Genomic DNA, 14,760 nt, shown 5'->3' with positions numbered 1-14,760 from the left:
ATCTCGAGATTCCGGGTTCGCGCTTCGCGCGCCCCGGAATGACGAGGAGGTGAGATCATGAGCTTCATCACCGGCGTCGGCCTGACGTCCTACGGCAAGCATGAAGGTTCGTCCTCGCTCGACCTCATGAGCAAGGCGGCCGAGCTTGCGATTGCCGATGCCGGGCTGAAGCGATCCGAGGTCGACGGCATTCTCTGCGGCTATTCGACCGTTTCGCCGCACATCATGCTCGCAACCGTGTTTGCCGAGCATTTTCGCATTCAACCGTCCTACGCCCATGCCGTGCAGGTCGGCGGCGCCACCGGTCTCGCGATGACCATGCTGGCGCATCATCTGGTCGACGCCGGCGTAGCCCGGCATGTGCTGGTGGTCGGCGGTGAAAACCGTCTCACCGGGCAGAGCCGCGACGCTTCGATCCAGGCGCTGGCGCAGGTCGGTCACCCCGATTACGAGGTGATCTTGGGGCCGACCATCCCCGCTTACTACGGTCTCGTCGCCTCACGCTACATGCACGAATACGGCATCACCGAAGAAGACCTCGCCGAGTTCGCGGTGCTGATGCGCGCACATGCGCTGACCCATCCCGGCGCCCAGTTCCACGAGCCGATCACGGTGGCCGACGTGATGGCCTCGAAGCCGGTGGCGATGCCGCTGAAATTGCTGGACTGCTGCCCGGTCTCCGATGGCGGCGCAGCGTTCGTGATCAGCCGCGAGCCGACCGGTACGAGCCGCATTCGCGTGCGCGGCTGCGCGCAGGCGCATACCCATCAGCACGTCACGGCGGCGCCCGCGCTCAGCGAGCTCGGCGCGGAGATCGCGATTGCCAAGGCCAAGGAAGCATCCGGCGTTGCGATATCGGATGTGCGTTATGCCGCCGTCTACGACAGTTTTACGATCACGCTGGCGATGCTGCTGGAAGACCTCGGTCTGGCCGGGCGCGGCGAGGCGGCCGCACGAGTGCGGGCGGGGTATTTTTGCCGCGACGGCGCTGTTCCGCTCAACACCCATGGCGGGCTGTTGAGCTATGGCCATTGCGGCGTCGGCGGCGCGATGGCGCACCTCGTCGAAACACATTTGCAGATGACCGGGCGGGCCGGCCCGCGGCAGGTCCGCGATGCCTCGGTCGCGCTATTGCATGGCGATGGCGGCGTGCTGTCCTCGCATGTCAGCATGTTTCTGGAGCGAGTGCGATGACCGAGCGGCTAGCTGACTGGACCATGGGCACCGAGGCCATCGTCTATCAATCCTGCGAGGCTTGCGGGACGGTGCAGTATTTCCACCGTGCCTTCTGCGCCGCCTGCGGCGCGCCTGATCCGGTCGAAAAGCGCGCCAGCGGGGCAGGGACGGTCTATGCAACATCGCTGGTTTGCCGCGCCGCGACGCCTGAAACCCGCGCGCACGTTCCCTACAATATCGTGTTGGTCGACACCGCCGAAGGTTTTCGCATGATGGCTCACGGAACCAACGACCTTTCGATCGGCGATAAGGTCACCGCGAGCTATCGACAGTTTGCGGGAAAGCTGGTTCCCTATTTCGAAAAGACGGGGTGATTGTCAGGCAAAATGCTCACGCAACGAAGCAACCCAGATTACGCGGAACGGGTAAAAATCTGAGTGCTTCGACGCGTCAACATTCAGTGCCAGTAGAACACAACACTAGCGATGACGAGCATCGCCGTTACCGCCAGCGTTTGCGCAAGCGCTTCCGAGGCCGCCTTCCTGGTGGCTTCCTTCATGCCTAACTCCCTAGACTTGGGCATGAGTCATCCTTGCCCGTGAAGGCCTGATGAGCTCAGTTTGGTTTACTCGGAACACCCCGCGACGAGTATTCGCCTCTTTGAGTCCCCACTCGGCGAATATCGACAGTCGTGAAAATCGACCAGCATTGAGGCGGCAATTTGGCTCGCTCGCAGCCGGTTTGTGCACGAGAAAGGGAGTTTTTTGGCGCGTCTGGCGCAGCTTGGGAGAGGGCTTCAAGCCCGCGAGAGAGTCGTCTCAGTGGTTGATCGGCCCGCTGCTGCGGTGCATGATCCCTCTGTCAGCAAATCAGAAAATCGTGAAAACCCAAGGTGACGAATGGCCCGCATCGATTATAGCGATCCCGCCAAGCACAACGAGCGCACCCGCGAATTGCTCGGTAAAAACCGTAATGCGAACATCTTCCGGATGATGGCGCATTCGCCGAGCTATCTCGAGCAATACTGCCGACTCGGTGGAGCGATTCGGCACCGGGGTGAACTGGACCCGATCGTGCGAGAGCTTGCCATCACCCGCACCGGCATCCTGTGCGAGGCGCCCTACGAAATCGTCGCCCACAAGCGGATCGGCAAGAATGTCGGCGTCACCGACGAGCAGAACGAGGCGCTGGCGAACTGGGAAGCGGCGAGCTGCTTCAATGATGTGCAGCGCGCCGCGCTCGCTTTCACCGATGAGATCGTCAGGCAGCACAAGCCGACGGATGCGACCTTCAACGCCATCGCGTCCAAACTCACGCCGGCTGCCTTGGTCGAGCTACAGCTTTCGGTCGGCTTCTACATCATGACGTCGAAGTTTTTGGAGACGTTTGCCATCGACATGCAGCCCGTCACCGAAGTGGTGGGCTGATCGTCCTCTTAAGGCCCGTACCGTCGCAAGGCCTCCAGCGTCAGTCCCTTGCCGACGGCACCAAAAATGTCTCCTTCGACGATGCGCGCTGCCGGTACGGCCTTGGTGATCGCCTTGCGCACATGGGCAAGCTTGACCGAGCCGCCGGTCAGGAACACGGCGTCGATCGCGTCGGCCGTCAGTCCGGCCTGAACCAGGCAGTTCTTGATGCGGGCCGAAATGCGCGTCGCGAGCTGCTTGGTGTGACTGACGAGGTCGCCCTGGCTGATGGCTGCGCTCAACTCCGGCGCCACCCAGGCGAGCGGAATCTCGGCGCGGGATTTTTCTGACAGCGCGATCTTGGCGTCTTCGACTTCCATGGCCAGCGTGTGGCCGCGCTGTTCGTGGATCACGCGGATCAGCCGGTCGAGCAGTTCCGGCTTCGCCGCCTCCTGCCGTACCTGGCGGATATCGGCCAGCACGCGCGGCTCATACATCCGGTTGATGCTCGACCACGTCGCGAGATCGTGGAAATAGCTGGAGGGCACATCAAGCCCGGCGCGCTTCATGGCGCCGCCGAATCCGAACAGCGGCATCACCACGCCGAGGCTGAGCTGACGGTCGAAATCGGTCCCGCCGATGCGCACGCCGTCATTGGCCAGGATATCAGCCGCGCGATCGGCCTTGCCGTGGCGTTCGGGCCCGAGACGCACGATCGAAAAGTCCGAGGTGCCGCCGCCGATATCGGCGATCAAGGCGAGTTCCTCGGAGGTGATCTGCCGCTCATAGTCGAGGGCCGCTGCAATCGGCTCGAACTGGAACGTGACGTCCTCGAAACCGATTCCTTTGGCAATCGTTCGCAGGGTGTCTTCGGCCTTGCGATCGGCATCCGGCGCGTTGTCGACGAAGTGCACCGGGCGGCCGTGGACGACATTGCGCAACTCTCGACCGGTGGCCTGTTCCGCACGGCGCTTGATTGCTCCGAGGTAGTTGGCGATCACGTCGCGAAAACCGACCCGCGCGCGGCCGAGGCGGGTGGTTTCCTCGATCAGTGACGTCCCGAGCACTGATTTGAGGCTGCGCATCAGACGGCCGGCCGTGCCTTCGACATAGGCTTCCATGGCCCTGCGGCCGATCAAGACATTGCCATCCGCCGCGTAGAAGATGGCGCTGGGAATCGTGGTGTGCGCCGATTCTAGCGGCGCCAGATCGGGTGTCGGGCCATCGATGGTGCCGAGCGTCGTGTTCGACGTTCCGAAATCAAGGCCGCAGATCGACATGGGAGGCTCCGGGGAGGGAGCGCCCGTTTACACATTCCGAGGCCATCAATCCACCCTTATCTCGGCGTGTTTTCCCTGCGAATCCCGTGTGTTGCTGATCGGCCGATCGGGCCGAATCCACAGATCAATTTCTTTCGCCCGGCGCCTTGGCAAATCAATCCGGGATGGTCCATAAGCTGCGTCCCGCGGCGGGTTATGCTGCCGCAAACGGCTTTTAAAAAGAGGTCGCGTGGCAAATATCAACCGACAGATTGCGCAAGAGCTTGGCGTTCGCGAGGAACAGATCGCGGCAACCGTCGAACTTTTGGACGGCGGAGCTACCGTTCCGTTCGTGGCGCGCTACCGCAAGGAAATCACCGGCGGGCTCGACGATGCCCAACTGCGCACCCTCGAAGAGCGCCTGACCTATTTGCGCGAGCTTGAGGAGCGTCGGGTTGCTGTCCTCAATTCGATCCGCGAGCAGGGCAAGCTCGATGCCGCGCTGGAAGCCCAGATCATGTCGGCGGATAGCAAGGGCCGCCTGGAAGACATCTATCTGCCGTTCAAGCCGAAGCGCCGCACCAAGGCCGAGATCGCCAAGGAAGCCGGCCTCGAACCGCTGTCCGAATTGCTGCTGACGCAGCCGCAGAATGATCCCCAGGCCGTTGCCGCGAGCTTCGTCAATGCCGAGAAGCAGGTGGCGGACGTCGCCGCCGCGCTGGAGGGGGCGCGCGCGATCCTGGTCGAGCGATTCGCAGAAGACGCGGACCTGATCGGCCGGCTGCGCGAGGATATGTGGTCGGGCGGGGTAATGACCTCGACTGTGCGCAACGGCAAGAAGACCGAAGGCGAAAAGTTCAAGGATTATTTCGACTACAACGGCGCCCTCCACAAGCTGCCATCGCACCGTATTCTCGCGCTGTTTCGCGGCGAGAAGGAAGAGATCCTTGAACTGCAGATCCAGCCCGAGGCGAGCCCGCCCGCGGCCGGCGTTCCCGGCACCTATGAGCTGAAGATCATGCAGCGCTTCGGCATCACCGATCAGGGCCGGCCGGGTGATCGCTGGCTGATCGATACCGCGCGCTGGGCGTGGCGTACGAAAATCCAGGTGCATCTCAACATCGACCTGCGGATGCGTCTCTGGACCGCCGCCGAGGCCGAGGGCGTGCGCGTGTTCGCCTCGAACCTGCGCGATCTCCTGCTGGCCGCGCCGGCCGGCGCACGCGTCACCATGGGGCTCGACCCCGGCTACCGCTCTGGCGTCAAGACGGCCATCGTCGATGCGACGGGCAAGGTGGTGGCGACCACGACGATCTATCCGCACGAGCCGCAGCGGCAGTGGAACGAGGCGCTGGCGATCCTCGGCAAGCTCGCGGTCACGCACAAGGTCGATCTGATCGCGATCGGCAACGGCACCGCTTCGCGCGAGACCGACAAGCTGGCGACTGAATTGGTCAAAATGCTGCCGGACCTGAAGATATCGAAGATCGTGGTGTCGGAGGCCGGCGCGTCGGTCTACTCGGCCTCGGCCTTCGCCTCCGAGGAGCTGCCGGAGCTCGACGTCACCTTGCGCGGCGCGGTCTCGATCGCGCGGCGCCTGCAGGACCCGCTCGCCGAGCTCGTCAAGATCGATCCGAAGGCGATCGGCGTCGGGCAGTATCAGCACGACCTCGGCGAAACCAAGCTGGCGCGCTCGCTTGATGCCGTGGTGGAAGACTGCGTCAACGCCGTCGGCGTCGATGCCAATACCGCTTCCGCGCCGCTGCTGGCGCGGGTGTCGGGCATCGGGGCCGGGCTGGCGCAGAGCATCGTGCAGCACCGCGACGCCAATGGTCCTTTCAAGTCACGCAAGGCGCTGAAGGACGTGCCGAGGCTCGGGCCAAAGGCGTTCGAGCAGTGCGCCGGATTTCTGCGCATCAACGGCGGGGAAGACCCGCTGGATTCGTCGGGCGTGCACCCCGAGGCCTATCCGGTGGTGCGGCGGATTCTTGCCGCGACCAAGAGCGACATCAAGGCGCTGCTTGGCAATGCCGAGATCGTGCGCCAGTTGAAGCCGCAGGCTTTCGTGGACGAGACGTTTGGCCTGCCGACGGTGACCGACATCCTGCGCGAACTGGAAAAGCCTGGCCGCGACCCGCGCCCGGCGTTCAAGGCCGCGGTGTTCAAGGAAGGCGTCGAGGAGATCAAGGACCTCAAACCCGGGATGATCCTGGAAGGCACCGTCACGAACGTCGCGGCGTTCGGCGCCTTCGTCGACATCGGCGTGCATCAAGATGGACTGGTGCACATCTCGGCGATGTCGAAAAACTTCATCAAGGACCCGCGCGAGGTGGTGAAGCCGGGCGACATCGTCAAGGTCAAGGTGCTGGAGGTCGAAGTCGCCCGCAAGCGCATCGCGCTGACGCTGCGGCTCGACGATGAAGTCGGCGCCAAGAGCGACCGGGCGCCGCAAGGCAAGCCGCGCGAATTTTCCAAGGCGTCGATGACGTCGTCATCGCCACGCAAGGCGCAGGAGCAGGGCGGCGCACTCGCCGAGGCGCTGCGCCGCGCGGCCGAGAAGAGCGGACGGGGCAAAGCGGGATAGGTGCCTGGGCGTTCCCCGGACGCTGCGCAGCGCGGAGCGATGCGCTGCTGATCCGGGGTCCACTGCGGCGGGTGATGGTCCCGGCTCTGCGGAGCAGCGTGAAGAACGCTGCACCGCGTCCGGGACACGGAAGTTTACCCCGACGTCAGCAGGTTCAGCCTGGCATTGGCCATGATCAGCCGATCGGCCAATAGCTGCGCAAGATTGCGCATGATCCGCTCGCCGGCGCGCGGATGCTGTTTGCGAAAACGTTCGAAATCGCGCAGTGGGATCTCATACGCAGTGGCGGCCATGTCAGCGAAGACGTCGGCCGAGCGGCGCGGCTCCAACAGCGCCATTTCGCCATAGGGCATTCCGGCCGTCAGCGTCGCCAGGCGGATGCCGTCGGGTAGGGTGACATGGACCACGCCGCTCCTGAGAAAAAACAGCGAGTCGGCCGGGTCGCCGGCGGCGATGATCTTCTCATTGGCCTGATAGGTTCTGATCGATGCAAGTGAGGTGAGATCGGTCAGTTCCTCGTCCGTCAGGCCCGCGAGCAGCGACTGTTCAGAGAGCTCGGTTGCCTCGAAGAAGTCGATGGCGCCGCCATAGCGGTACACGACCTGGTCTTCCGCCCATTCGATCGCAGCGTCGAGCAAATAGTAGTTGCGGATGTTGGTCAGTCCCTCCGTCCACTCCGCGAGCATCTGCCAGTCCGGTGAGGCGCGGCGGATGCCAGATAGAATGACGGTGACGTGATGCGCGGCGAGCTCGCGGAATTCCTCGGCGAGCAGGCGGGCGCCGGCGCGCGTCATGGCGGTGACGCGGCGCAGGTCGAAAATGACGAGCTGTGGGCGCGGCCTCGCCGCAAGCTGGCGCGAGACGTAGTCGACATTGGAGAACGACAGCGTCCCGACCAGCTCGATCACGCGAACGTCCTGGTGGTGCGCGGCGAGGATCTCCTGTTCCTGCGCGCGGCGCACCCGCCGCGAAGGGGAGTTGCCGATGTCGTAATCGGCGATGATGCTGTTGCGGGCATCGTCGCTGCGGTTGAGCATATGCAGGTCGTAATGCGCCGAAAGCGCCTCGCAGACCTTGATGCCGCGCACGCTGTTGCCATGCTTGTCGAGCTTTGGCGAATAGCTGCCGAGCCCGAGCCGGGCCGGGAGCGCGGCGAGGATGCCACCGCCGACGCCGCTCTTGGCGGGGATGCCGACCCGGTAGATCCATTCGCCGGCATAGTCGTACATGCCGGAACTCGTCATCACCGAGAGCGTCCGCGAGATGGCGTAGGCGCTCATCACCCGCTCACCGGTCACCGGATTGATGCCGCGGTTGGCGAGCGTCGCCGCCATCACAGCGATATCGCGCGCCGTTACGAGGACGGCGCATTGCCTGAAATAGACCTCCAGCACCTCAGCCACATTCTCCTTGATGACGGCATTGGTGCGCAGCAGATAACCGATCGCGCGGTTGCGGTCGCCGGTTGCGCTTTCGGAAGCATAGACGGCCTCGTCCACGTCGAGCTCGCGGCCGGCAAAGCGGCCCAGCGCCTGCCTGATATGCTCGAACGCGGCGTCGCCCTTGGCCTCGTGGATCAAGCCGGAGCAGGCGATGGCGCCGGCATTGACCATCGGATTGAACGGATGGTTTTCGGCGTTGAGACGGATTGAGTTGAAGGGATCGCCGGAGGGCTCGACGCCGATCACGCTTTCGACCCCGGCCGCGCCGAGCGTGTCCAGCGCCAACGCGAACACGAACGGTTTTGACATCGACTGGATGGTGAAGGGGACCTGGGTGTCGCCGACCTCATAGACATGACCGTCGAGCGTGGCGAGGCTGATGCCGAAATGGTCGGGGTTGGCTTTGCCGAGCTCCGGAATGTAGTCGGCGATCGCGCCGTTGGTCTCGGGCGTGAAGTCTTCGTGGCAGGCGGTCAGGAACCGCAGCAAGGGCGGCTTTGAACGGGTCCAGACCGCGGGCGCGGCCTGGAACGGAGGAGGCAACGGTTTCATCGCCTCCTCTTGTGCAACGCAATCAGGGAGCGTGCAACTGCTTCGCCACCGGTGCTTGGCGTCGTATCAGGACGAGCGCGACCAGCACCGTGGGGATGAGGATGGCGAGGCCGAGCATTGTCACCTGCATTTGCGACAGCGGCATGATCCCGCCGCCGGGCGTCGCGATCACAAAGCCGCCGATCACGAGCAGGACCCGTAGCGGCCATTCCAACGTGCCGGCGCCGCGGAGGTCGCCGACAAAGGCCTGGTAGCCCTGAATGCCACCGCAGATGAACAGCGTGCCGACGCCGGCAAGAGCCATCAAGCCGAGGGCTTCGAGATACGGGCTTGGTCCCTGCAACACCAGCGCCGGGTTCAGCACGAAGAAGAACGGGATGAAATAGATGATGCTGCCGACCCACATCGATTCCCACCCGGTCTTCATCGCCGGCGAGCCGGCGATGCCGGCCGCGGCAAAGGAGGCGATGGCGACAGGTGGCGTGATCGACGACAGCATGCCCCAGTAGAAGATGAACATGTGCACGGCCATGCGATTAAGGCCGAGCTTCTCCAGCGCGGGCGCGACCAGGATGGCCAGGAAGATGTAGCAGGCCGTCGTCGTCAACCCGAGCCCGAGCACCAGGCTGGTGAAGGCGCACATCGCCAGCAGCAGGAACGCGTTGTCGCCGGCGATCCGCAGCAGGTCGTTGGCCAGACTGGAGACCACGCCGGTCATCGAGAACGCGCCGATCAGAAGACCGCAACCGGCCAGGATGCCGACCAGTTCGACAAAGGTGCGGCCATTGACCTCGAGGAACTTGTTGATGGTTCCAAGCGTCCAGCGCGTGTCCTTGGAGAAGAACTGGTTCAGCACCAGCAGCAGCGCGGTGGCGTAGAACGGTGCATGGCTCTCGCGCTTGAAGTACAACAGCATGACGATCAGGAGCGCGATCACGAAGACGTAGTACCAGCCGTCCTTGATCGTATCCCAGACCCTAGGCAGTTCGGCGCGCGGAATGCCTTTTAGACCGTGGCGGGCGGCATAGGAATCCACCTGCATGAACAGGCCGACATAGTAGAGTGCGGCCGGAATGACTGCAGCAAGGGCGACGTCGGCATAGCTGACATTGAGGAATTGCGCGATCACGAAGGCGGTCGCACCCATCACCGGCGGCGCCAGCACGGCCCCGGTCGAGGCGCAGGCTTCGATTGCACCTGCATAGGAGGCACGGAAACCGCTCTTCTTCATGACCGGAATGGTCATGGTGCCCGCGGTCAGCACGTTGGAGATGATCGAGCCTGACATCATGCCGAGCAGGCCGGAGGCGAAGATGCATACCTTCGCGGCGCCCCCGCGGAACGTACCGCACAGGGCGAATGCCAGGTTGATGAAGAACTTTCCGGCACCCGTCATCATCAGTGCGGTGCCGAATACAAGAAAGCCGATCACGGTATCGGCGAAGGCCTGGATCGGGATCCCGAGCAGGCTTTCGCCCGACAGCACGTGATAGGAGGTCGCCTGCTCGAGGGTCGATTGGGTCCCGCGGAACGGCCCGAGCCAGCTCGCATCGGCGAACAGGGGATAAACCGTAAAGGGCAGCACGCTGAGCAAGAGGCTCCAGCCGCCGGTGCGGCGCAACGCCTCCATTAGAACCACCCACATGATGACACCGGCCACGATCACCTGGGTGGGCGCGCCGCCAAATTCCCAGCCGGCTTCCGCCGCCTTGCGGACGCTGCGCATCAGAAGAATAGCGCAAGCGAAGGTCACGACAAAAAGCAATATGTCGTACCAGGGAACGCGATCCAGTGGCGCACTCTCCGTTCCCGGGAAGATCAGGAACGTGAACGGCAGCATCAGCGCGATCAGGAGGTAGAAATACTCGGTGTTGAGCTGGGTATAGCCTATGAAGAAGCGCAGCGAGAATTGCTGGTTGATGCACAGCAGGATGGTTACCGCGGTCGCAACCACGAGCGCCCAGCGCCACGCGCCGCGCAGCGTTCGCACGCGCGTGACTTCGGCTTCCTGCATGTTGGCATGGGGGTCGTCGAACTCGACGCGTTTTGTCGGCGCGACGGTGCTGTCGCTCGCAGAAGGTGACATCATTTCCCCCGAGACGCTGCTCGCCTACGATTTGAGCGAAGAGTTAAGCAGTATTATTCAAATCCGTTCGGCATGTTCGCCTTGGCCAGCGCCGCCGCACGTGCCTTCATCCAGCCGTCGAGAAACGCCTTGTCGTCCGATGGCGGATTGGACTTGCCATAGTCGGTCCATGCCGCCGCCAGAACCTGCTGGCGCTTCAACAGCTCCTTGTTGTGGGCTTCCTGGGCATCGGTCCACTGACCGGCCTCCTTCAGCGCCTTCGCGGCGCCCGGATGCACCGGCACCACCCAGTTCTTGGTCTGACGGTCAGCCCCAAGGCCCGCCGCACCCGGCGCGGAATCCTTGTAGGCGTCATAGCCGGTGATCATCGCCTTGGTGATGGCGTAGACGTCGGCCTCGGGCAGCGTCCCATAAACCATGAAGATCGGGTAGGGGTAGTTGCCGAGCTCGACCGGCTTGTCCTTGGAGATGCCGGCGCCGCAGGTCGCAACATGCGGGAAGAAGAACGAGCCGACCTTTTTCACACGCTCCCAGCCGGCCTTGTCACCCGGGGGCAAAGGCGGCCAGACGATGCCGCGCGGCGATGTCTCCAACTCCTTCGCCGGGCCGGTGATGGTGGTGGCGAAGGCGGCGTCGACGTCGTTGTTGATCATGCCTTTCCACATCGCGCCATAGCTCGAGAACTCGACGATCTTGACGTCGCTCTGCTTGAGGTCGCCGAATGCCAGGATCGCCAGCGCGTTCTGGTTCAGCGCCGGCGAGCCGACCACGAAGCCGACGCGCTTGCCCTTGAGCTGCTTGATCTCGGTGACCCCGGTGTCCTTGGCGACGCCAAGCGAGCCGGCGTTGCAGTCGACCGACGACAATACAAGTTGCAGCGGTTGCGGTCCCCATTCCTTGGTGCCGAACTCGAACACGCCTTCCTGGGCGAAATAGGTGCCGGAACCCATTGCGGACATCGCCGCGCGCTTGGCGCGGAGCGGCGCCAGCCGGGCCACGTCGTTGCCGGCGGGCAGCACGCGCACATCGGTGCCGTACTTGTCCTTCATCATCTTGCCGACGCCGACAGCGATGTTGAAGCCCGCGGTGCCGGTGTCATAGGCGGTGACGACCATGGTCGGCGGCAGCTTGACGTCCTCGGCATAGGCCGCGGACAAGGTCAGCCACGAGATGCCTGCCAGTGCCAGCGCCGGCGCCTTCAAGCGATGAATCATCATTTTCCCCTCAGATTGGCTTCGCGATGCGAGATATCTCGTTACCGTCAATCATGTCATCGGCCGCTTGCGATGGCAACGTTAGGTGCTTACGACTAAACATCTAGGCTGGACAGATTGTCGCGGAAACTTGTTGCGAGTCGTTCTATGCCGCGATCTCGTTAAGCTTCGATGATCGCAACCACCTGTCCTTCGGCAATGACGTCGTCGAGCTTGACCAGTATCGCCTTGATCTTTCCTGCTGCCGTCGACGTAACCGGAATTTCCATCTTCATCGCTTCGACGAAAGCGACCTCGTCGCCATCGCCGACATTGCTACCGGTTGCAATGGGTAGCGCACACACGCGTCCGGCGACTTCAGTGACAATTTTGATGTCTGGCATTTCCGTTCTCCCAAGGACCGTCTGACGGACTGGCTGTCCTCGTGAACGGCTTTTTGTTGTGGCGGCAGATTGCCTGAGGTAGTTTGTTCTGCAAGTGGAATTTTATTCCGCAGAGCGGAATGGAGCCAATAACAATGGGAAGACGCTCGGAACGGCTTAGCAAGCAGGGAATGCTCGCCAGCGACCTCAATGGCGAGGGGGATGTGATCCAGGTGGTCTCGCGGGCGTTCGACGTCCTGCGCTGCTTCGAGGGTCATGAAGCGAGACTCGGCAATCTGGAGATTTCCAGCCGTTGTGGTCTGCCGCGCTCAACGGTATCACGGCTGACGCACACGCTGACGCGGATGGGACAGCTTGTCTATCTGCCGCGCGACCAGAAATACCGCATCGGCCCCAGCGCCGTGGCGATGAGCACCTCGATGATGAAGGGGTTGCAGCTTCGGAACCTGATCAGGCTGCGGCTTCAGGATGTCGCCGATCAGTTGCCTGGAACCGTCGGCTTCGTGATTCCGGATCGTTATCATCTGGTCTATTTCGAATTCGCGCGCGCAGCGAACGCGCTCGGCCTGCACGAGGGAACCGGCAGCCGCATCTCGATGACGAGCACCGCGGCGGGTTTCGCCTATACCGCAGCGCTCGATACCGACGTCGGCGACGCCCTGATCGCCGAAATGGAGCGCGAGATTCCGGATGCTGCGGCACAGTTGAAGTCGCGCATCGAAGACAACCGCCGCCACTTACGCGAACGCGGCTATGTCGTCGGCTGCGGCACCTGGAGCCCGCACATCAACGGCTGCGCGGTGCCGGTGTGGTCGCCGCAGTATCAAACCTTTGTCGTCGTGACGATCGGCCTTCTGTCCGCGATGTTCGATGAGGAGCGGCTGCACCGGGAAGTGGCGCCGCAGATGATCGAGCTTGGCGCTGCGATCGGCAGCCTGCTCGAAGGCGGCGAGGGCGACATCTTCCCCGGCCGAATCGAAAGAAAGCCGCTTCCGGTCCCGGTCCATAACAATAAGGTCATCAAGACGGAGGATACGAATGAACTGGAAGCCGGAGCTCGACGAGCTCGCTCGGCGCGAAGCGTTCGCGCGCGAGATGGGAGGCGTTGACAAGGTCAAGCGCCAGCATGACCAGGGCCGGCTTACGGTTCGTGAGCGTATCGACAGACTGATCGACAAGAATACCTTCCACGAGATCGGCGCGATTTCCGGGATCGCCGAATACGACGAAAACAGCGAGCTGAAGCACCTGACGCCAGCCAACTGCGTGTTCGGCCGCGGCAAGGTCGACGGCCGCACCGTAGTCGTGGTCGGCGACGATTTCACCGTGCGCGGCGGCTCGGCCGACGCCTCGATCTCGGCCAAGCCGCTGATGGCCGAGGAGATGGCACATGATTTCCGCCTGCCGATCATCCGCGTGATTGAAGGTTCCGGCGGCGGCGGCTCGGTGAAGACGATCGAGACCCGCGGCGCGGCCAATCTGCCCGGCGGCGTTGGCGGCACGCGCTGGTACTGGTTCACGACGGCCAACATGGCGCGCGTGCCCGTGGTCGCGCTCGGGCTCGGCTCGGTCGCTGGCCTTGGCGCGGCTCGGCTGGCCGCCAGCCATTATTCCGTCATGACGCGGAATTCGGCGATGTTCGTCGCCGGCCCGCCGGTCGTGAAACGCCTCGGCCAGGATCTCACCAAGACGGAGCTTGGCGGCGCTGACATCCAGACCCGCGCCGGCGGCGTCGATGATGCGGTCGATACCGAGGAGGAGGCGTTCGAGCGCGCCCGGCGTTTCCTGTCCTATCTGCCCTCATCAGTCTACGACCTGCCGCCGACCACGCCGTGCAATGACGATCCTGAGCGCGAGGAAGAATCGCTGCTCAAGGCGGTACCGCGCAGCCGCCGCCAGGTCTACAAGATGCGCCCGATCATCGAGGCCGTCGTCGACAAGGGCTCGTTCTTCGAGGTCAATGCCAATTTCGGCCGCCCGATCATCACCGGGCTAGCCCGGTTTGAGGGCCGCGCGGTGCTGCTGCTGGCCAGCGATCCCTTCCACTATGGCGGGTCGTGGACGGCGGAGGCGTGCCAGAAGGTGGTACGCTGGGTCGACTTTGCCGAGACCTTCCATCTGCCGGTCGTCTATTTGATGGACTGCCCCGGCTTCATGATCGGGCTCGAGGCCGAGAAGTCGGCGACCATCCGCCATGGCGTGCGCGCGATGGCCGCGGTCAACCAGTCCACCGTTCCCTGGTGCACCATCATCGTGCGCAACGCGTTCGGCGTCGCCGGTGTCGTCCACCAGCCGGCCAACCGCTATTCGATGCGTTATGCCTGGCCGTCGGCCTATTGGGGCTCGCTGCCGCTGGAAGGCGGCATCGAGGCCGCCTACCGCGCCGATATCGATGCGGCCGAGGATCCGACTGCAAAGCTGAAGGAGATCGAGGACCGCCTCAACAAACTGCGCTCGCCATTCCGCTCGGCCGAAAAATTCTGGGTCGAGGAGGTGATCGACCCGCGCAAGACGCGTTCGCTGCTCTGCGAATTCGCGCGGTTGGCGGAGCCGATCCGGACGGTGGGTCCGCCGACGAATATGTCGACGCGGCCGTAATTTGCACCGGAGCCGTAGGGTGGGCAAAGGCGCGTAAAGCGACGTGCCCACCATCCATCA

At 63.5% G+C, this 14,760-nt stretch carries 11 protein-coding genes; 6 read left to right on the top strand and 5 right to left on the bottom strand.

Annotated elements, in window-relative coordinates; all coding sequences use genetic code 11:
- The first annotated feature begins 57 nt into the window (after positions 1 to 57).
- The 3 genes from QA643_RS23515 (at position 58) to QA643_RS23505 (ending at position 2,603) form a co-directional block, all read left to right on the top strand.
- Positions 58 to 1,194, top strand: a complete 1,137-nt coding sequence (locus QA643_RS23515; RefSeq protein ID WP_283028269.1) for a thiolase family protein — start codon at positions 58 to 60, stop codon at positions 1,192 to 1,194.
- Positions 1,191 to 1,550, top strand: coding sequence for an OB-fold domain-containing protein (locus tag QA643_RS23510; RefSeq protein ID WP_283028268.1), 360 nt, complete (start codon positions 1,191 to 1,193; stop codon positions 1,548 to 1,550). The genes QA643_RS23515 and QA643_RS23510 overlap by 4 nt, the downstream gene beginning before the upstream one ends.
- Positions 1,551 to 2,075: 525 nt before the next feature.
- Positions 2,076 to 2,603 (top strand): carboxymuconolactone decarboxylase family protein, encoded by a 528-nt coding sequence (locus QA643_RS23505; RefSeq protein ID WP_283028267.1) that lies wholly within the window; start codon positions 2,076 to 2,078, stop codon positions 2,601 to 2,603.
- 8 nt (positions 2,604 to 2,611) lie between these two features.
- On the opposite strand, the gene QA643_RS23500 is transcribed toward QA643_RS23505, so the two are convergent.
- Positions 2,612 to 3,862 (bottom strand): Hsp70 family protein, encoded by a 1,251-nt coding sequence (locus QA643_RS23500; protein ID WP_283028266.1) that lies wholly within the window; start codon positions 3,860 to 3,862, stop codon positions 2,612 to 2,614.
- Between the two features lie 229 nt (positions 3,863 to 4,091).
- On the opposite strand from QA643_RS23500, the gene QA643_RS23495 reads away from it, so the two are divergent.
- Positions 4,092 to 6,425 (top strand): Tex family protein, encoded by a 2,334-nt coding sequence (locus QA643_RS23495; RefSeq protein WP_283028265.1) that lies wholly within the window; start codon positions 4,092 to 4,094, stop codon positions 6,423 to 6,425.
- Positions 6,426 to 6,559: 134 nt separating this feature from the next.
- On the opposite strand, the gene glsA is transcribed toward QA643_RS23495, so the two are convergent.
- From glsA to QA643_RS23475, 4 genes are all read right to left on the bottom strand, one after another.
- Positions 6,560 to 8,419 (bottom strand): glutaminase A, encoded by a 1,860-nt coding sequence (glsA, locus tag QA643_RS23490; protein ID WP_283028264.1) that lies wholly within the window; start codon positions 8,417 to 8,419, stop codon positions 6,560 to 6,562.
- Between the two features lie 22 nt (positions 8,420 to 8,441).
- Entirely contained in the window at positions 8,442 to 10,505 is a 2,064-nt protein-coding gene (locus tag QA643_RS23485; protein ID WP_283028263.1) for a TRAP transporter permease, read from the bottom strand.
- 53 nt (positions 10,506 to 10,558) lie between these two features.
- Positions 10,559 to 11,719, bottom strand: a complete 1,161-nt coding sequence (locus tag QA643_RS23480; protein ID WP_283034901.1) for a TAXI family TRAP transporter solute-binding subunit — start codon at positions 11,717 to 11,719, stop codon at positions 10,559 to 10,561.
- A 161-nt stretch (positions 11,720 to 11,880) separates the two neighbouring features.
- A complete protein-coding gene (locus QA643_RS23475; RefSeq protein WP_283028262.1) occupies positions 11,881 to 12,102 on the bottom strand; it encodes an acetyl-CoA carboxylase biotin carboxyl carrier protein subunit in 222 nt (73 codons plus the stop codon).
- Positions 12,103 to 12,236: 134 nt separating this feature from the next.
- On the opposite strand from QA643_RS23475, the gene QA643_RS23470 reads away from it, so the two are divergent.
- Complete coding sequence (locus QA643_RS23470; RefSeq protein ID WP_283028261.1) at positions 12,237 to 13,211, top strand: IclR family transcriptional regulator; 975 nt, start codon at positions 12,237 to 12,239, stop codon at positions 13,209 to 13,211.
- On the top strand, positions 13,141 to 14,700 hold the full coding sequence (locus QA643_RS23465; protein WP_283028259.1) for a carboxyl transferase domain-containing protein: 1,560 nt from the start codon (positions 13,141 to 13,143) through the stop codon (positions 14,698 to 14,700). Before QA643_RS23470 ends, QA643_RS23465 begins: the two co-directional genes overlap by 71 nt.
- The last annotated feature ends 60 nt before the right edge of the window (positions 14,701 to 14,760 follow it).

Origin of the sequence: Bradyrhizobium sp. CB3481, from assembly GCF_029714305.1 — a bacterium.
Lineage (GTDB): Bacteria > Pseudomonadota > Alphaproteobacteria > Rhizobiales > Xanthobacteraceae > Bradyrhizobium.
The sequence above is the reverse complement of the archived record's forward strand: the minus strand, read 5'-3'. Positions and strand labels throughout refer to the sequence as shown.